General features: G+C 66.9%; 18 protein-coding genes. 10 read left to right on the top strand and 8 right to left on the bottom strand.

Annotation, left to right across the window (positions count from 1 at the left end; genetic code table 11):
- Window positions 1-114 precede the first annotated feature (114 nt).
- Window positions 115-549 carry a PadR family transcriptional regulator gene (locus AC1MEQ_RS14475; protein ID WP_479791666.1) on the top strand — a complete coding sequence of 145 codons (435 nt, stop codon included), beginning with the start codon at window positions 115-117 and terminating at the stop codon, window positions 547-549.
- The gene (locus AC1MEQ_RS14470) at window positions 546-1,259 is read left to right on the top strand and encodes a hypothetical protein (RefSeq protein WP_479791665.1); all 714 of its coding nucleotides are present in this window, start codon (window positions 546-548) and stop codon (window positions 1,257-1,259) included. Before AC1MEQ_RS14475 ends, AC1MEQ_RS14470 begins: the two co-directional genes overlap by 4 nt.
- A 71-nt stretch (window positions 1,260-1,330) precedes the next feature.
- Here the strand turns inward: AC1MEQ_RS14470 and AC1MEQ_RS14465 are convergent, their stop codons facing one another.
- Both AC1MEQ_RS14465 and AC1MEQ_RS14460 read right to left on the bottom strand, forming a co-directional pair.
- Entirely contained in the window at window positions 1,331-1,786 is a 456-nt protein-coding gene (locus AC1MEQ_RS14465) for a hypothetical protein (RefSeq protein WP_479791664.1), read from the bottom strand.
- Between the two features lie 128 nt (window positions 1,787-1,914).
- Window positions 1,915-2,118: a hypothetical protein gene (locus tag AC1MEQ_RS14460; RefSeq protein ID WP_479791663.1), complete on the bottom strand. Its 204-nt coding sequence runs from the start codon at window positions 2,116-2,118 to the stop codon at window positions 1,915-1,917.
- Between the two features lie 231 nt (window positions 2,119-2,349).
- On the opposite strand from AC1MEQ_RS14460, the gene AC1MEQ_RS14455 reads away from it, so the two are divergent.
- Complete coding sequence (locus AC1MEQ_RS14455) at window positions 2,350-2,808, top strand: iron chaperone (protein WP_479791662.1); 459 nt, start codon at window positions 2,350-2,352, stop codon at window positions 2,806-2,808.
- Between the two features lie 81 nt (window positions 2,809-2,889).
- Here AC1MEQ_RS14455 and AC1MEQ_RS14450 read toward each other — a convergent pair whose 3' ends face one another.
- The 3 genes from AC1MEQ_RS14450 to AC1MEQ_RS14440 form a co-directional block, all read right to left on the bottom strand.
- Window positions 2,890-3,612, bottom strand: a complete 723-nt coding sequence (locus AC1MEQ_RS14450; protein WP_479796145.1) for an amino acid ABC transporter ATP-binding protein — start codon at window positions 3,610-3,612, stop codon at window positions 2,890-2,892.
- A gap of 32 nt (window positions 3,613-3,644) precedes the next feature.
- Window positions 3,645-5,075: an amino acid ABC transporter substrate-binding protein/permease gene (locus AC1MEQ_RS14445; protein ID WP_479791661.1), complete on the bottom strand. Its 1,431-nt coding sequence runs from the start codon at window positions 5,073-5,075 to the stop codon at window positions 3,645-3,647.
- Window positions 5,076-5,267: 192 nt separating this feature from the next.
- On the bottom strand, window positions 5,268-6,719 hold the full coding sequence (locus AC1MEQ_RS14440) for a serine hydrolase domain-containing protein (RefSeq protein WP_479791660.1): 1,452 nt from the start codon (window positions 6,717-6,719) through the stop codon (window positions 5,268-5,270).
- Window positions 6,720-6,805: 86 nt separating this feature from the next.
- On the opposite strand from AC1MEQ_RS14440, the gene AC1MEQ_RS14435 reads away from it, so the two are divergent.
- Window positions 6,806-8,437 carry an alkaline phosphatase D family protein gene (locus tag AC1MEQ_RS14435; protein WP_479791659.1) on the top strand — a complete coding sequence of 544 codons (1,632 nt, stop codon included), beginning with the start codon at window positions 6,806-6,808 and terminating at the stop codon, window positions 8,435-8,437.
- Between the two features lie 93 nt (window positions 8,438-8,530).
- Here AC1MEQ_RS14435 and AC1MEQ_RS14430 read toward each other — a convergent pair whose 3' ends face one another.
- Window positions 8,531-9,241 (bottom strand): HAD family hydrolase, encoded by a 711-nt coding sequence (locus AC1MEQ_RS14430; protein WP_479791658.1) that lies wholly within the window; start codon window positions 9,239-9,241, stop codon window positions 8,531-8,533.
- Window positions 9,219-9,935, bottom strand: a complete 717-nt coding sequence (locus AC1MEQ_RS14425) for an ASCH domain-containing protein (RefSeq protein WP_479791657.1) — start codon at window positions 9,933-9,935, stop codon at window positions 9,219-9,221. Before AC1MEQ_RS14425 ends, AC1MEQ_RS14430 begins: the two co-directional genes overlap by 23 nt.
- A gap of 131 nt (window positions 9,936-10,066) precedes the next feature.
- Here AC1MEQ_RS14425 and AC1MEQ_RS14420 point away from each other — a divergent pair, with 131 nt between their 5' ends.
- From AC1MEQ_RS14420 to AC1MEQ_RS14400, 5 genes are all read left to right on the top strand, one after another.
- Window positions 10,067-10,216, top strand: coding sequence for a hypothetical protein (locus AC1MEQ_RS14420; RefSeq protein ID WP_479791656.1), 150 nt, complete (start codon window positions 10,067-10,069; stop codon window positions 10,214-10,216).
- A gap of 186 nt (window positions 10,217-10,402) precedes the next feature.
- The gene (locus AC1MEQ_RS14415) at window positions 10,403-11,182 is read left to right on the top strand and encodes an SDR family oxidoreductase (protein ID WP_479791655.1); all 780 of its coding nucleotides are present in this window, start codon (window positions 10,403-10,405) and stop codon (window positions 11,180-11,182) included.
- A 57-nt stretch (window positions 11,183-11,239) separates the two neighbouring features.
- Window positions 11,240-11,530 (top strand): DUF4190 domain-containing protein, encoded by a 291-nt coding sequence (locus AC1MEQ_RS14410; RefSeq protein ID WP_479791654.1) that lies wholly within the window; start codon window positions 11,240-11,242, stop codon window positions 11,528-11,530.
- A 68-nt stretch (window positions 11,531-11,598) separates the two neighbouring features.
- Window positions 11,599-13,761 carry a S9 family peptidase gene (locus AC1MEQ_RS14405; RefSeq protein ID WP_479791653.1) on the top strand — a complete coding sequence of 721 codons (2,163 nt, stop codon included), beginning with the start codon at window positions 11,599-11,601 and terminating at the stop codon, window positions 13,759-13,761.
- Between the two features lie 91 nt (window positions 13,762-13,852).
- Window positions 13,853-14,896, top strand: coding sequence for an adenosine deaminase (locus tag AC1MEQ_RS14400; protein WP_479791652.1), 1,044 nt, complete (start codon window positions 13,853-13,855; stop codon window positions 14,894-14,896).
- A 95-nt stretch (window positions 14,897-14,991) separates the two neighbouring features.
- Here AC1MEQ_RS14400 and AC1MEQ_RS14395 read toward each other — a convergent pair whose 3' ends face one another.
- Window positions 14,992-15,621 (bottom strand): TetR/AcrR family transcriptional regulator, encoded by a 630-nt coding sequence (locus tag AC1MEQ_RS14395; RefSeq protein ID WP_479791651.1) that lies wholly within the window; start codon window positions 15,619-15,621, stop codon window positions 14,992-14,994.
- A gap of 172 nt (window positions 15,622-15,793) precedes the next feature.
- Here AC1MEQ_RS14395 and AC1MEQ_RS14390 point away from each other — a divergent pair, with 172 nt between their 5' ends.
- Window positions 15,794-17,470, top strand: coding sequence for an FAD-binding dehydrogenase (locus tag AC1MEQ_RS14390; protein WP_479791650.1), 1,677 nt, complete (start codon window positions 15,794-15,796; stop codon window positions 17,468-17,470).
- Window positions 17,471-17,502 lie beyond the last annotated feature (32 nt).

Here is a 17,502-nt window from a genome sequence, read left to right as displayed (position 1 = left end):
CGTTCGTTCAGGATATGTGGCCCGTGACCCATCCGTCAATTGGCAGGACTTTTCCGCGACCCCGGGATCCGGTCGGTAGTTGACACGCCAACTAGTTAGACTGACAATCTAGACATGCAGGAACGGCAACCAGGGCACGACGACGGTGCCCCCGACGCGGGATGGCCCTCCGATTGGATGCGGGCCGTGTTGGGGCTGTGTGCCCTGCGGGCACTGGAGGCCGGCCCGTCCTACGGGTACGCGCTCATCGCCGAGCTGGAGCGGGCCGGGCTTGGAACGGTCAAGGGGGGAACGCTGTACCCCTTGCTGACCCGGTACGAGTCGGCGGGGTGGGTAGCCACCGAATGGAAGGCCGGCACCTCGGGCCCCGGCCGCAAGTATTTTTCCCTCACCGCAGCGGGCCGATCCGCCTTGGACGGCCAGCGCTCCGCGTGGGAACGCTTCACCTCGACCACGCTGGCCCATCTCCGGGGTTCCGGACCGGACCCCGGGCCCGCCGACGAGTTACCCTCCACGTCCTCTACCGCCGGAAAGAGAGCAGAACGATGACCAGCACCCAGACCAACGACGCCTGGATCGACGATTTCATCCTGACCCTGCGCTTGCGTGATGTGCGTGGCGACGCCATTGGCGATGCGGTGGCCGTCGTGCGTGGACATATCGCCGATTCCGGGGAGACGGCGGCGGAAGCCTTCGGGGAACCGCGGGCCTATGCTGGACAGCTCGATGTGACTACCGTGCCGGCCATCACTGCCCTGGATCCGGTCGTCCTGGGCCCGGCGGTCTCGCTCCTGGCCTTCTTAGCTTTCGCGCCGGCGGTCTCCTCGGTGTTCTCTGGCACCCGCGGGGAGTTTTCCCTGCCACAGCTGGTGCTCTTCTTGGTTCCGGTGGCCCTCGTCCTCGGGCTACCCGCGTATTTCACTGTCGGCGTCCGACATCTCTGGGTCTTCGCCGTCGTCTTCGGCCTCGCGGTTCTCAGCGCCACGGGCGCGGCGTTGTTCGCGCCGGAGCGCGGATATCCCGTGTTGGCCTCGTGGGATCCGTGGTGGGTCGCCGTCATCTCGGGTGCCATCCTGCTTGGCGCCAGCACCTACTCCGTCGTGGCTGCCCTGCGGGACGAGCCCGATGTCATCGTCGACCCGAACGGCTCGGATCCGGAGCCGGCCACGCGAAGCCGTCGATTCGCGACAGTGGTACCCCACGTGCTGCTTCCGGCAGCCGCGCTGGCCTGCATCGTCGGTGAAGCCGTCCTGGGCTGACCACCGGCCCGGATTGGGAGACCGCCGGACACGAAAACGGGCCCACTCCGGAAGGGAACGGGCCCGTCGGGCTAACGGGAGGCCGAGTCGGGATCGTCGCCCAGTTCCTCGGCCAGGCCCTCGTCCGTTCCGGGGTCATCGGCTTCGGGGTCGGCCAGGCCGCCGAAGTCGTCCCCTGCGTCCGCGGCCAGCCGCCGATCCAGGTCGCCTGTGCGTTCCTCGTCGATGGACTCGTTGGCCAATTCGTCGGCTTCCGGGTCATTCAACTCCCCCTCGTCCTCGAGCAGATCCACCTCGCCGTCGACGTAGGCGGGGTCTTCCTCCTCGACGTAGACGGGATCGCGCAGCGGGTCATCTTCGGCCATGGTGGCGGCGCTGTCGGAAGAGCCTTCGGCGGGCTGGCCGTCTCGACCGTCCATCGGCACCGGTTCCAACGGGTCCCCGGTGGATTCCTCGGGATCGAGGCCGTAGTCGGCGTCGGGCACCGCCTCCATGGCGGGGTCGCGTTCTGGGGTACTGGAACTCATGCGTTGCTCCTTCGCTCGATGCCTCGCACGACGACGGCTGTCGCCTGCCGGCGCCGTGCCCCCTGGGCGAGGGCGCCTGCTTCCTCACCGTAGGCACCCTTCGGCTTTGGGGACAAGGGGGACTGCCGCTAGCTGTTCTCCGGCGAGACGGTCGTCTCGTCGTCCGTCTCATGCACGGGCAGGTCCTCCGGATCGGCGTCCTGTCCGGAAGTGTCGTCCGCCTCGTGTCCTCCGGCCCATTCGGGCGACCGGCGCTCGGCGGACTCCCCAGACAGGCCGTTGGTGGATTCGTCAGGTGACGGAGTCTGGTCGCCCGTTGTCTCGTTCTCCATGTGCACGCTCCTCGGGTTCGATGGGGATCTTTCGTGGCACCGGATGCCACGGCCGCGCCGTCCGCTGCCACGTTCCCAATCTACGCGCCGGCCGGCCCCCTGGCTGCGGAAATCGTAGGCGTCGCCCAGGGGCGTGCGGTGGCCGATCGAGCAGGATCGAAGAAGCCGATCCCCGGCCCGCGAGCCTAGGGTGGATCCATCACACCGGACCTACCGACGAGGAGCACGACGATGGCGCAGAAGACCGGCGCTAAAAATTCCAGCGGACCCGCCTTCACCGACGACGAGCGCGCGGCCATGAAGGAGCGCTCGCAGGAACTGAAGAAGGACGCCCGCCGCAGTCCGGCCAAAGCTGCCGCCGACGGCACGCAAGACGTGCTGGACAAGATCGCGGTGATGGCCGAACCGGACCGAGCCATGGCGGAGCGCATCCACGCGATCGTCACCGAGAGTGCACCCGGGTTGACCCCGCGCACCTGGTACGGCATGCCCGCCTATGCCAAGGGCAAGGACGTGATCCTGTTCTTCCAGGACGCGGCGAAGTTCAAGGCCCGGTATTCGACGCTCGGTTTCAGCGACAAGGCGGCCCTCGATGACGGGGCCATGTGGCCGAGCTCGTATGCCCTGTCCGAGTTGACGCCCGAGGTCGAGGAACGCATCCGCGCCTTGGTCCAACGGGCCGCCGGCTGATACCGGATCTTCCCCGAAAAATAACGACGGCGGGAATCGGGCACGTGCCCGATTCCCGCCGTCGTGCAATGTCCTCCCCGGCTACAGGACCTTGGAGAGAAATTCCTTCGTGCGTTCCTGCTGCGGGTTGCCGAAGAGCTCGTCCGGGGTCCCCTCCTCGCAGACGACTCCGTCGGCCATGAAGATCACCCGGTCCCCCACCTCGCGGGCGAAGCCCATCTCGTGGGTGACCAGTACCAGGGTCATGCCCGAATGGGCCAGATCACGGATGACCTGCAGGACCTCGCCGACCATCTCGGGGTCCAGGGCGCTGGTGGCCTCGTCGAAGAGCATGATGCCCGGGTTCATGGCCAGCGCGCGGGCGATGGCCACGCGCTGTTTCTGCCCACCGGACAGGGCCGCCGGGCGGGCGTCGGCCTTCTCTGCCAGCCCCACCCGGGTCAGCAGTTCGATGGCCTTCTGGCGGGCCTCCGACTTGCTGGCCTTCTTCGACTCGACCGGTGCCAGCATCACGTTTTCCACCACGGTCATGTGGGGGAAGAGGTTGAAGTGCTGGAACACCATGCCGATGTGGCGGCGGACCTCATTGATGTCGACCTTGGGGTCGGTCAGGTCGAACCCGTCGACCACCACCGTGCCACCGGAGATGTCCTCGAGCTTGTTCAGGCAGCGCAGGAAGGTCGACTTGCCCGAACCCGACGGGCCGATGACGCAGACGACTTCACCCTCGACGACCTGCGCGTCGATGCCCTGCAGGACCTCGTTGGACCCGAAGGACTTGCGCAGGCCCTTGACCTCGATCATCGGCTTGCGGGTCGTATCCGTTGTCGATGTGCTCACTTGTTGAACCTCCGGTCGGCGAAGTTGGCGAGCTTCGTCAGCAGCATCACGGCGACGAAGTAGATGACGCCGACGATCAGCAGCGTCTCGGTGACGCGGAAGTTCGCCGCGTAGATCTGCTGGCCCTGGTAGAGCAGTTCGGCGAAGCCGATGGCCAGCAGCAGCGAGGAATCCTTGAGCATGATGATCAGCTGGTTGATCAGCGACGGGGTCATCATCTTGAACGCCTGCGGGACGACGACCTTCTGCATCGACTTGCCGTAGCCCAGGCCCAGCGAACGGCTGGCTTCCATCTGGCCGGGATCGACGGACTGGATGCCACCGCGGACGATCTCGGCGACGTAGGCGCCCGAGTTCAGCGACAGCGTCAGGACCGCTGCCACCCAGATATTGATCGGCAGGCCGGTCAGCTGGGGGATGCCGAAGTAGAACATGAACGCCCACAGCAGCAGCGGGGTGCCGCGGAAGATGTTCACGTACGTGGTGGAGATCCCCCTCACGACGATGTTGCGGGCGAGCTTCATGAACCCCGCGGCCAGGCCGATGATCATCGCGACGACGAACGAGATGCCGGTGACGACCAGGGTGTTCTGCAGGCCCTTGAGCAGCGCGGGCAGTGATTGTCCGAGCAGCTGCCAGAACGTGGTGGGCTGGGCCGCCGTCGGATCGGCCAGGTAGCTGTTGACGATCTTGTCGTAGTCGCCATTGGCCTTGATCTTGGCCAGACCGTCGTTGAAGGCGGCCAGCAGGTCGGCGTTCTTGCCCTTGTTCACGGCGAAGCCGTAGGAGCCGCCGGGCACCTTGTCGGTGACCGTCTTCAGGCCGTTGTTCTGGGCGATGCCGTAGGCCAGCACCGGGTAGTCGTCAAAGACGGCGACGGCGTTGCCGGACTTCACCAGCTCGTACATGCTGGCCGACTGGTCCAGGGACTTGACCGTGAAGCCGTACTTCTTGGCGATGGATTTGGCGAAGGTCTCGCCCTCGGCACCGGTCTTGGCGGTGACGGTCTTGCCCTTGAGGTCCTCGTAGCCCTTGATGTCGTTGTTGTTCTTCGCCACGGCCATCTGGATGCCGGATTCGAAATAGGGTTCGGAGAAGTCGTAGACCTGCTTGCGCTCGTCCGTGATGGACATGCCGGCGATGACGCCGTCCACCTGGTCGGAGGTCAGGGCCTGGAGTGCGGCGTTGAAGCCGAGCGAGCGGATCTCGACCTTGAACCCCTGGTCCTTGGCGATGGCCCGCAGGATGTCCATGTCGATGCCGGTCAGCTCGCCCGAGGAGTCCCGGAATTCAAACGGTGCAAACGTGGTGTCGGTGCCGATGACGAAGGTCTTGCCCTCGACGGCCGAACTGGATGACGTGGTGTCGGCGGCCGCGCCCGATGCGCCGAACAGGAGGGCGGCAACGGCCAGGAAAGCCGCCACCACCACCCCGCTCCGACGTCGGCCGGGCCCGGCCGTCCTCTGGTGGTGACGCAAGGTCGGTACCCCATTCTTTGGTGGTGCGGCCCGTGTTCACGGGACTTTGACTTCCTTAGACAATAGAGCATCGTGCGCCGCCTCACAGGGAGTATTCAGCGGCGCGTGGTAGATCCTTCCACGGATGGGGGGTCCGCCCGGTCAGCCTGCCGGGCTGGGCAGCTGGGCCGGCACCACGTAGTCCGCCTGCCGGACCATGCGCATCCCGCCCGGCCCGCGGAAGGCTGCGGCGCCGGCGTCGTCGAACTCGAAGACGAGCTCCTCACCGTAACCGGAGAACCCATTGGGGTCCCGCGAGCCCAGCCGCGAGCCGTCGAGGACCTCCAGCGGCTCGATCGTCTCCGGGTCAGGCGGGCCGCCCACATCCAGGCTGTAGAGCTTCCCACCCAGCTCGACGATGTCCTGCACGCCCCACAGCCCGGCAAAGCGCCCGGTGAACCGGGACAGCTCCGCCGGTGACATCCCGGAGTAAGACGACGGTGCCTCCCGGGCGGCCAGGGCCGCCAACGCGATGAGCTGCTCGCCCCACGACGTTGCCGGGCCGTCGATGGCGTTGGTGAGGACGCTGAGCGCCGCGCCGGTCTCCGGCAGGGCCCAGCTGCGGGTGATGTGCCCGGGGTAGCCGCCGCTGTGGCCGAAGGTCGGCTGGCCGTGCACGTCCTGCAGGATCAGCCCCAGCCCGTAGTGCCGTCCGGCGGCACCGGAGGGCTCGACCTTGCGTTGCATGCGGCGCTTGGAATGTTCGCCCAGCACTGTGCCCGTCCCCGATCGTCCCGCCCCTTCCGGAAGCAGGGCGGACAGAAAGCGGACCACATCTTTCGCCGTGGCGTAGAAGCCGGTCGCTGAGCTCAGCGCGCCGGTGTCGATATGTTCGATCTCGGTGCGCTGTTCCAGCGTGTAGGGCGCGCCGGCCACGGTGAGGGAGCCGTACCCGGTGGCCAACCTCCCGGAACCGGAGTCCAAATCGGGCCCCGTCTGGCGCAATTCGAGCGGTCCAATCAGGTGATCACGGGTGTAGCCGCGGTAGTCCTGCCCGCTGGCCGCCTCGATGACCAGGCCGAGCAACCCGTAGCCGATGTTCGTGTACTTGAAGTGCTCGTGCCGGGCGATGACCCGGCCATGGGCTGCGGTCTCCAGCAGGGTGGGGCGGTCGGGGAACGGGCGGCCGAGGGCCCAGAAGTCGGAGTCGGTGCCGTCCCGGGTCAGCCCCGAGGAATGGGACAGCAGTTCCCCAATGGTCACCCCGCCGGCGTCGGTGCCGGCCAGTTCCGGCAGGTGGTCGGCGAGCGCGTCCTCCAGCGTGAGCCTCCTTGCCTCTGCCAACTGCAGGATGGCGGTGGCCGTGAACATCTTGGAGTGCGAGGCAATGCGGAACTGGTGGCCATCGTCCATCGGGGTCGCCGCGGCAACGTCGGCGAATCCCCCGCTGCAGGTCCCCACGAGTTTTCCATCGACGGCGACCGCGACCTGGAAACCGGGCTGGCGGCCGAAGGCGCGCAGGTGTTCGAGGAACCGCGGTGCATAGGCCAGGACCGACTCCCAGGCGGCAATCGCGGGGTTGGTACGGGTCGGGGCAGCGTCGTCGGTGGCCATGTCCCCATCCTGCCACCCCTGCTGAGTTCGGCCCTGGTTCACCTGCGGGCCACCTGCCCGTCGTTCGTATGCGCTTGGCTGAACCCATGGACCCGAACAGCACCCAGCCCGCCCGCCGCACCCTGCTCAAGGGGGCCGCTGCCGTCTCGGCGCTGGCCGCCACCTCGTTGTCAGCGCCTCCCGCGGTGGCCGCCCTGCGCCCGGCAGCCGTGCCGTTGGCGGCGCGGCGGCTCACCCTGCCGTCCGGAATCTCGATGGGAGACGTGTCCACTGACTCCGCAGTGCTCTGGTCGCGGGCTTCGGGACCGGGTCGGCTGCACGCGGCACTGCGGCTGCTCGATGCCGACGGGAGGCGAATGCTTGGACGCCACGGCCGCACCCTGCACCTCCGTGGTTCCCAGGCCAGTGCCGCCACGGACTTCACCGCCAAGATCGACGCAAGGAAGTTGCCGGCGGGAGCCCGCTTCGCCGTCGAACTCTATTTCGAGGACGAGCACGGACGGCGCAGCGAGATCGGACAGGGCTCCTTCAATACGGCACCGGCGCGCGGCCACGGGCGGTGGCAGGAGTCCGGGCCGCAGAGCTTCGTGTGGACCGCGGACACCGCCGGACAGGGGTACGGCATCAACGAGGAGATCGGCGGGATGCGTGGGTATGCCGCCATGCACGCCACGGAACCGGACTTCTTCCTGCACTCGGGTGACACGATCTATGCCGACGGGCCGATCGCCGCCCAGATGAAGGAGCCGGACGGCACCATCTGGCGCAACGTCGTCACCGAGGAGGTCTCCAAGATCGCCGAGACGCTGAACGAGTACCGCGGCCGCCACCGCTACAACATGATGGATGCGAACCTGCGCGCCATGTACTCCGAGGTGCCGGTGATCGCCCAGTGGGACGATCACGAGACCACCAACAACTGGTACCCGGGCGAGATCCTCGAGGATCCGAAGTACACGGTGCGCGACGTCGACACCCTCGCCGCCCGCGGACGCCGCGCCTGGCAGGAGTACATGCCGATTGTCGATCGGCGGGCCCTGCGCCCGGGCACCGGGTTCGAACCGGCCCGCATCTACCGGCACGTCGAACGCGGTCCGCACCTGGACCTGTTCGCGCTGGACATGCGCTCGCACAAGTCACCGAACACCGACGGCAAGGAAACGGAGCAGACCCGGATCCTGGGCGAGGAGCAGCTGCAGTGGCTGATCCGCTCGCTGCGCTCCTCGCGTGCCACGTGGAAGGTCATCGGCAACGACCTGCCCCTGGGGCTGATCGTGCCCGACGGCAAGGGGCAGGAGTCGATTTCCAACGCCGACCACGGCAAGCCGTTGGGGCGTGAGCTCGAGCTGGCCCGGCTGCTCTCCGCGATCAAGAAGCACCGGATCAAGAACGTCGTGTTCCTGACCGGGGACGTGCATTATTGCGCCGCCCACCACTACTCCCCCGAGCGGGCGGCCTTCCGCAACTTCACCCCGTTCTGGGAGTTCGTGGCCGGGCCGATCAATGCCGGGTCGTTCGGGCCCAACGAGCTGGACCTGACGTTCGGCCCGCGGGTCGACTTCCAGCAGGCCGGGCCTCCCCTGGGATCCCCGCGCTCCGGCGAGCACCAGTACTTCGGCCACGTCGACGTGGCCGGCGACGGCTCGGAGTTCACCGTCAAGCTCATCAACGCCAATGGCAAGGTGCAGTACACCCGGACGCTGACGCCTCAGCGGTAGGACGGTGCCGATCCGTCAGCTGCAGGTTCCGAATACGCGGTCGTGTCGTCGCTCGAGCCCAATGGACCCCTGCTCGTCCCGGTTGTCCCCGGCTCATGCATGGCCACCCCGAAAGTACGTCGCGAGTTCATTCAGACCATCAACACGGAGATCGGCGTCCACTGCCTCGGGCCACCCCGCATGCAGCAAACCCCAAGGGCCCCGGCGTACGAAGACCGTGAACATGCCGGCAGCCCGCGCAGGCAGCACGTCGTTGTCCAACCGATCACCGACGTACGCGATCGATCCGGCGGCGACTCCCGCGTCGTCGACGACGCGTTGAAAAAAGGCCGGAGATGGTTTCGCCGCGCCCCACTGGGCCGACGAGGCGACAAATTCCACGTCCATGCCCAGACGTGCCAAGACCCACTCGGCACCGCCTGGCTGGTTTCCTGCAATGCCGACGACGTAGCCTGCCGCCGCTGCCGCGGCCAGACACGGCAGGGCATCGGGATAGAGGTCTTCGGGCCAGATCCGCGAACCGGTCGCGGGTGGAGCCACCCCCAACATCGGCCATACCTCACGATGATCACGACGCCGATCGATCAAGGCTCCTAGTGCCGCCATGAGGGTGAAGGGCGTGACCCCAACCTCATGGGCGCATTCGGTCCACGCCCGTGTTTCATCGATCAGCGTCTCCCCGACGTCGAATACAACGGCTTCAATTCCCGCGGGAAGCCGTCCGATCATGGGAAAGACACCCCACGACTGCCCAATCCGGCAAGCACCCGATACTGCCGCATCACTTGAACTTCCGGATTTCAAATGAGACAACGTCGACGAGTGCGTCGTCCGGCATCTCGGGGTAGTGCCCGCGAAGTCCGGCCTTCAGACGGTCGAGATCACCGTCAGGACCGAGTCTGGCTTGTACGGGCGTGAGCGCTGCCAGGGGGTGGCGCTCGACCGACGTCACCTCTCCCTCCAGCACCGGGGTGTCCTGATGGTCCTCGAAGACGAACACCGCTGGCCCCAAGTCGATCGGGTCATCCCACCGAATCGTCGTTGTCTTTTCGCCACTTGCGACCGCGTCGAAATAGCGCTGATTGAACCGCACGACCCGGATGGCGTCCGCATCCGGATGGCGGTAGGCCCACGGCAGCAGCTTCCGGATCGGTTGCATGCTGGGGCCGCTGTCGTCCGGGACGGCGACCAGGATATCCGGGTGCAGATCCAGTAGGACCTGTCGGCATCGGCCACATGGCGGAATCAGGCAGCGTCCGCCGTCGCCGGCCGCGGCGATGGCCAGCAACGGTCCTGCATGGGCAGCTGCGGCCGCCCCGAGCGCGACGACTTCGGCGCAGGGACCACCGGTGAAATGGTGGACGTTCACGGCCTCATGGATGGATCCGGAGGCGTCCATCACGGCCGCCGCGACGGAGTGGTTCGGGTTCCCGCCCAGCATGCCCGCGAGCGCTTCGGCAGCGGCGATGACCCGCGCCTCTGATGGCAGCGGTCTCATGCCGCCACCGCATCCCCGGTGGTGCTCGATGTGCCGATCATGGAGGAAGACTACCGGGCATCGCAACATGGCAGGGAACCGGCGGACGGCTGCGCCTACCCCCTGCGCGACCGACATGGCATATTCGTGGCATGGCACACATACGTTTGAGCACCACGGTTGACGCGGACCTCCTCGAGGCCGCCCGCAAGCTCTTCGGGACCCAGGATTCGGTGTTCGTGGACCGAGCCCTCACGGCCTTGTTGGCTCGCCACCGCCCAGCTGAAGTGGATGCCAGCTAAACCGTCCATGAGGAGCATCCTCATGATGAACCGGATGCATGGGGCGACCTGGCCTCATTCCGGCGCGCGGTTGCCGCCTCCTGACGGTCCTCCCCGCCCGTGCCGGATCGGCGATAGGCCTTGACATTGACCGGTTCCCACCGGGAGACGCTGACTGCGCGACGACGGTTCGCTAGTCTCGATCCCATGTCACCTTCCCAGCAGCGGCCGCTTGCGGTAGTCACCGGCGTCGGTCGTCGTCGTTCGATCGCCTCCACCATTGCCGTGGGGCTCGCCGCGGATGGATGGGATCTGGTCCTGAACTTCTGGCAGCCCTACGACGAGCGCCTGAACCTTGACCGGGGTGACGACGATCCGCAAGCCGTGGCGGCAGCATGCCGGGACGCGGGTGCCGAGGTCACGCTGGCACCGGGGGACCTCGGTGATCCCGCGCTTCCCGCTCAGTTGATCGGCACCCACCCGGCGGGCCGGCGGGTCGACGGGCTCGTGCTGTCCCACTGCGAATCGGTGGACAGCTCGATCCTGACCACCGACGTGGACAGTTGGGACCTGCATTTCGCCGTCAACGCCCGCGCCTCGTGGCTGCTCATCAAGGCGTTCGCCGAGCAGCTTCCGGCAACAGCCCCAGCCGGCACCGTGAACGGCAGGATTGTCGCCCTCACCAGCGACCATACGGCGGAGAACCTGCCCTACGGGGCTAGCAAGGGGGCGTTGGACCGCCTCGTCGTAGCCGCGGCCATCGAGCTTGCGGATCGAGGCGTGCGATCCAATCTCATCAATCCTGGGCCGATCGACACGGGGTGGATGGATGATGGGCTCCGCGAGGAAATGGCCCGGGCCACCCCGGCCGGCCGGCTGGGCCAGCCGAAGGACACCGCCGATCTGGTCCGCTTCCTGTTCTCCGACGCAGGTTCATGGATCAACGGCCAGCTCCTGCACAGCAGTGGCGGGTTCCAGACGTCCTAGCCATGCCCTGAAGGCTCGGCTAGGCTCCGGGGAACACGCGACGATAGGGGAATCCACGTGATCGCAGACGTCTCGCAGGAACCGTCGCGGCTGACTACGGCCATCAACAAGTGGTCGGTGGTCTCGTTGGCCCTGGCCGCCGTTTGCCTCGTGGCGCTGATCTTCACCGGCGTCACCCTCGTGGCCGTCTTCGCCGTCGGTGCAGGGCACATCGCGCTCGGCCAAATCCGTGAGCGTGGCGGCCGTGGACGTGTTCTGGCCCGGGCGGCGCTGTCCATCGGCTACGCCATAGGTTCATTATCGGTCCTCGTCACACTCCTCGACCTGGTTCGGCGGACGCTCACCTGACTCCATGCCGAACACGCCGCTGGCGAACACCCGGCGGCGGGGACCGCGCATGGCGTTGAATGGTTCCCATGAGCGAATCCCCCACATCCCAGCAGCCGCCCGTCGCCGCCAAGCGCCCCGTGGAGCGCACCCACCACGGAGACACGTTCGTCGACGACTACGAATGGCTGCGCGAGAAGGAGAACCCGGAGGTCCTCGCCCACCTCGAGACGGAGAATTCCTTCACCGAGGCAGTGACCGCCGGCCAGCAGGGGCTCCGGGAGACGATCTTCGCCGAAATCAAGGAACGCACCGAGGAGACCGACCTCTCCGTGCCGGCCCGCAAACGGGGTTGGTGGTACTTCGCCCGGACCGCCGAAGGCCAGCAGTACGCCGTCCAGTGTCGGGTCGCCGCCACCGACACCGGCGATCCCGTCGCCGATTGGACGCCACCGGTCATCGAGCCCGGCCGGCCGTTCGAGGGAGAACAGGTGTTGCTCGACGGCAACGCCGAGGCCGAGGGCCAGCCCTTTTTCTCCATCGGCGGCATGGCCGTCACCGAGGACGGCAACCTGCTCGCCTACGCGGTGGATAACGCCGGCGACGAGCGCTTCACGCTGCGCATCAAGGACCTCACCACCGGTGAACTGCTGCCAGACGTCATCGAGAACGTCTTCTACGGTTTGGCCTTCTCCCCGGATGGCACCCGCATCTTCTACACGGTCGTGGACGATTCGTGGCGTCCGTACCAGATCAAGTCCCACACCCTCGGGCAGGATCCGGCCCAGGACGCCGTCGTGCTCCAGGAGGACGACCCGGGCATGTGGATGGGCTTCGACCTCTCCCCCGACCGCCGCGAACTGATGATCTCCATCGGCAACTCCGAATTCTCCGAGACGCACACACTGGACCTCGTCGACCCGCTGGCCGCACCCCGGCTCCTGCTCGGCCGCGAGGCACACATCCTGCACGGCATGGACCCGGTCATGGCCGACGGCGAGCGCGCCTACCTGCTCACCCACAACCGCGGCGCCGTGAACAACATGGTCTCCCTGGTCCGTGCCGACGAGTTCACCAAGCCGCTGGCCGACCAGCAATGGGCCACCGTCTTCCCCCACCGCGAGGACGTGAAGATCGAGGGCACCGCCGTCACCGCCACCCACGCGGTCGTCTCCGTCCGCCAGGACACCATCGAGCGCATCCAGGTCCTCCCGCTGGCCGGCCTGGGCACCGACGCACAGGCGCCCGTCGTCGAACCGGCCTTCGACGAGGAGCTCTACACCTGCTCGCTTGCCGGCGCCGAATTCGACTCCCCCGTCATCCGCCTGGCCTACACCAGCTTCCTGGTGCCCCCGCGCGTCTACGACTACACCCTGGCCACCGGCGCACTGTCGCTGCGCAAGGAGACCCCGGTCAAGGGCGGGTACGACGCCGGCGCCTACCTCGCGGAGCGTGAGTGGGCCACCGCTGCGGACGGGACCCGCATCCCGCTCTCGGTCATCCGCCGCCGCGGTGTGGAGCGCGACGGCACCAACCCGGCGCTCGTCTACGGGTACGGCAGCTACGAGATGAGCATGGACCCGGGCTTCTCGATCCCGCGACTGTCGCTGCTGGACCGCGGCGTCGTCTTCGTCATCGCCCACGTGCGCGGCGGTGGCGAGCTCGGACGCCACTGGTACGACGACGGCAAGAAGCTGGCCAAGAAGAACTCCTTCAGCGACTTCGTCACTGCCACCGAGCACGTCGTGGCCACCGGGTGGGCCGATCCCACGCGGGTCGTTGCCATGGGCGGATCGGCAGGTGGACTCCTCATGGGCGCCGTAGCCAACCTGGCCCCGCAGCTCTACACCGCGATCATCGCCCAGGTCCCGTTCGTCGACGCGCTGACCAGCATCCTGGACCCGGACCTGCCCCTGTCGGCGCTGGAGTGGGAGGAGTGGGGCAACCCGATCACCGACGCCGACGTGTACGGGTACATGAAGTCCTACACCCCCTACGAGAACATCTCCGCTGTGCCCTACCCGCGCATCGCCGCCGTCACGAGCCTCAACGACACCCGCGTGCTCTACGTTGAGCCGGCCAAATGGGTGCAACGCCTCCGCGAAGTCACCACCGGATCCGAGCCCATTTTGCTGAAGATCGAGATGGACGGGGGCCACGGCGGCGCTTCCGGCCGGTACGAGGCGTGGAAGGACCGGGCCTGGGACTACGCCTTCGCCCTCGACGCGCTGGGGGCCACCGAACGGATATAGGTGTGCCAGGGCTGGAGGCCGGCGGGGTTCGGGGAGCCGCGCCGGCATCTGGCATCATGGGAGGACTTTTCCCTCCGAAAGGCCCTTCCCCATGTCCGGCTCGCCCGTCCCGTCGCCCCCGTCTCCGATGCTGCCGGTAGCGGAACTCCACCTGCACATCGAAGGCACGCTGGAGCCGGAGCTGATCTTCGAGCTCGCTGCCCGCAACGGCGTCCAGTTGCCGTACCGCGATCTGGCCGACCTGCGGGCCCGCTACGAATTCACCGACCTGCAATCGTTCCTGGACTTGTACTACGCCAATATGGCGGTACTGGTCACCGAGGACGACTTCGCCACGATGACCAGGGCCTATCTGCGTCGCGCCGCGGCTGCCGGGGTGCGTCACGCGGAGATCTTCATCGACCCGCAGGCTCATCTGGCGCGCGGAGTGGACCTGGCCACGAGCATCGGCGGCGTGGCCCGGGCGTTGTCCACCAGCACCACGGACTTCGGCATCTCCACGGCGCTGCTCGCCGCGTTCCTGCGGGACCAGCCGGCAGCTGACGCGTTGCAGGTCCTCGACGAGCTGCTGGCCATGGACGCCCCCATCATCGGCATCGGGCTGGATTCGGCGGAAGTAGGGCATCCGCCGTCGAACTTTGCTGCGGTCTTCGAGCGGGCTCACGCGGCCGGCCTGAAATGCGTGGCCCACGCCGGTGAGGAAGGCCCACCCGGCTACATCATCGAGGCCCTGGACATCCTCAAGGTAGCGCGGATCGACCACGGGATCCGGGCCATGGAGGATGATGATCTCGTGCAGCGCCTGGTCGCCGACCAGGTGCCCCTGACCGTCTGCCCGCTCTCCAATGTCAGGCTCCGCGCAGTCACGGATCTCGCCGCCCACCCGCTGCCGGAAATGCTCAAGCGCGGCCTGAACATCTCGGTGCATTCGGACGATCCGTCATATTTCGGCGGTTACCTGGACGACAACGTCGCACGCCTGACCAGCACCTTCGCATTCGACGCCGCTACGCTGGCCAGGCTGGCAGCGAACTCGGTCCGTTCGGCATTCCTCACCGAGGCGCGGCGCGATGCGCTGCTCGCAGAGATCGACGCGTGGTTGGAGTGGCAGCACGTGGTTGCCGCGAAACGCTGACAACGGCGGGTCGGGCAAGGAAGCGGCATCCACCTCGCTGCCATGCACTCGGTCCGTGGGCAGGACCACGTCGAGCAGATGTCGGCACGGTCCGGTCAATCCACCGCCACGGTCAGGCCGTCAAGGACGGCGCTGCAGAGGATCACCCGCAGCCGGCGCGCTTCCGGGTCGGTGAAGCTGTTGGCAAGTATCCCGTCGTGGGCGGCGATCATCGCCCGTGTGAAGGTCGCGCCATCGATGGTCAGACGACGCCCGGCCTGGGCGACTACTCGGAGCAGGACCGGCTGGAGGGTGGCGCGAAAATCTGCTTCGTGTTGAATGAACCTCTCTCCCAGGTCGACTTCGCGGCTGGCTTGCGCGGCCAACGCCACGCGGATCCTGAGCCATTCGACATCGAAAGGCAGCGAAGTCATCACCCGATCCACGGCTTGCTGGACGGTCAGTGGTTCCTGCGCCGCCGCGATTCGGTGCCCGCCCTCCTCGAGCCTGCCGACCAGTGAGTCGGAATGGTCGGCATAGAGCGCAAAGACCAGCTCGTTCATCGAAGGGAAGTTGGAGTAGAACGCGCCCCGCGTAAATCCAGCACGCTCCACGATGGCGTCAACTGTCACCTGGGCAAGCCCCCGTTCGAGAAGCAGCGCCCGCCCCGCAGCGACCAAGCGGGCCCGAGTCTCGCTCCGCCGTCGCGGAACACCGACATCGCGCCTGCCGACATCTGCCACCATGAGTGCTCCTTCTGCCTCGCTTGCCCTCCGCGGGTACGTGCGCCCCCTTACCGTAAAACAACATCCCGGTAGTCATTGCCTTTTCGTAGTCCTTGACGTTGGATACAAAGTGTACTGAATACATCGTGTATCGGACAGTTGGTCGTTCCCGACTGTCGGCGAAAGGAAGCAGATGGACGCGGATGTCATCGTCATCGGTGCAGGGCTCGCTGGGCTCGTTGCCAGCAACGAGCTGGTCAACGCGGGAAAGCGGGTTCTCATCGTCGAGCAAGAGAACGCCGCGAACCTTGGGGGACAGGCATTTTGGTCGTTCGGCGGAATCTTCATGGTCGATACGCCGATGCAGCGGCGTCTCGGCGTCAAGGATTCCTTTGAGCTGGCTTGGCAGGACTGGCAAGGCTCCGCCGCATGGGACCGCACCGAAGGGGAGCATCCAGAGGACGAATGGGCAACACAGTGGGGGCGTGCCTATGTCGAGTTCGCCGCCAGTGACAAGCGCCCTTGGCTTGAGGAGCAGGGCGTCAAATTCACACCAATGGTGGGCTGGGCAGAGCGCGGCGACCTGACCCTCGGCGGACACGGCAACTCCGTCCCGCGCTTCCATGTCCCCTGGGGAACCGGCACCGGTATCTCCGAACCGTTTGCCGACAAGATCCGTGCGGCAGCCGAGACCGGACTCGTGACGTTCCGCTTCCGGCACCGTGTCGACCAGCTCATTTTCGAGGGCGGCCACGTGACGGGTGTCCGCGGCACGGTTCTCGCTGCCGACACCGCCCGCCGTGGGGCACCCTCCAACCGCCAGCCGACCGGAGAGTTCGAGCTGCACGCCGAAGCGGTCGTGATCGCCAGCGGCGGGATCGGCGGCAACCACGAACAGGTCCGGAAATGGTGGCCTGAACGGCTGGGAACCCCTCCGCAGAAGATGATCACCGGGGTCCCCGAACACGTCGACGGGCGGATGCTCGACATTGCCACCGAACAGGGCGTCCGCCTGGTGAACCGGGATCGGATGTGGCACTACACGGAGGGCGTGCAGAACTGGAACCCCGTCTGGCCAGACCACGCAATCCGCATCCTCCCGGGGCCCTCGTCGATCTGGCTCGATGCACGCGGCCGGCAGCTCCCGGCCCCGGGACTCCCCGGCTACGACACGCTGGGCACCCTGAAACTGCTGCGTACGACGCCGGACATCGCCGAATACGACTACTCCTGGTTCATTCTCGATCAGACGATCATCAAGAAGGAATTCGCGCTTTCCGGGTCAGAACAGAACCCCGACATCACCAATAGGGACATCCGACTGATGCTGCGTTCACGGCTCGGCCGCTCGGCACCCGGCCCGGTGGAAGCCTTCAAGGAGCACGGCGAGGACTTCATCGTCGCCGACACGCTCCCGGAACTCGTGCAGGGCATGAACGACCTCACGGGCGACCAGCTGCTCGACCATGAAGCGATCAGGCGGCAGATCCAGGCCCGGGACAACGAGATGGTGAACCACTTCTCCAAGGACGCGCAGACGATGGGCGTGCGCAACAGCCGACGATATCTCGGCGACCGGCTGACGCGTACCGCCAAACCACATCGCATCCTCGATTCCACGCACGGCCCACTGATTGCGGTGAGGCTGTGGATCGTCACCCGGAAGACGCTCGGGGGGATACAAACCGACCTGGACGGCCGCGCCCTGGGCATGAACGGCCAACCGATCCCCGGTCTCTTTGCTGCCGGCGAGGCCGCCGGATTCGGCGGCGGTGGCGCCCACGGCTACAACGCGCTCGAGGGCACGTTCCTGGGAGGCTGCATCTTCACCGGCCGGACCGTGGGCCGTTCCCTGGTCAGGGACCTGTGAGACGCGGCAAGGAACCCCGGTCGTTCCCCACG

The organism is Arthrobacter sp. ASL1 (genome assembly GCF_056680475.1).
Note: the sequence above shows the minus strand (reverse complement) of the source record. Positions and strands in the feature narration are given on the sequence as shown.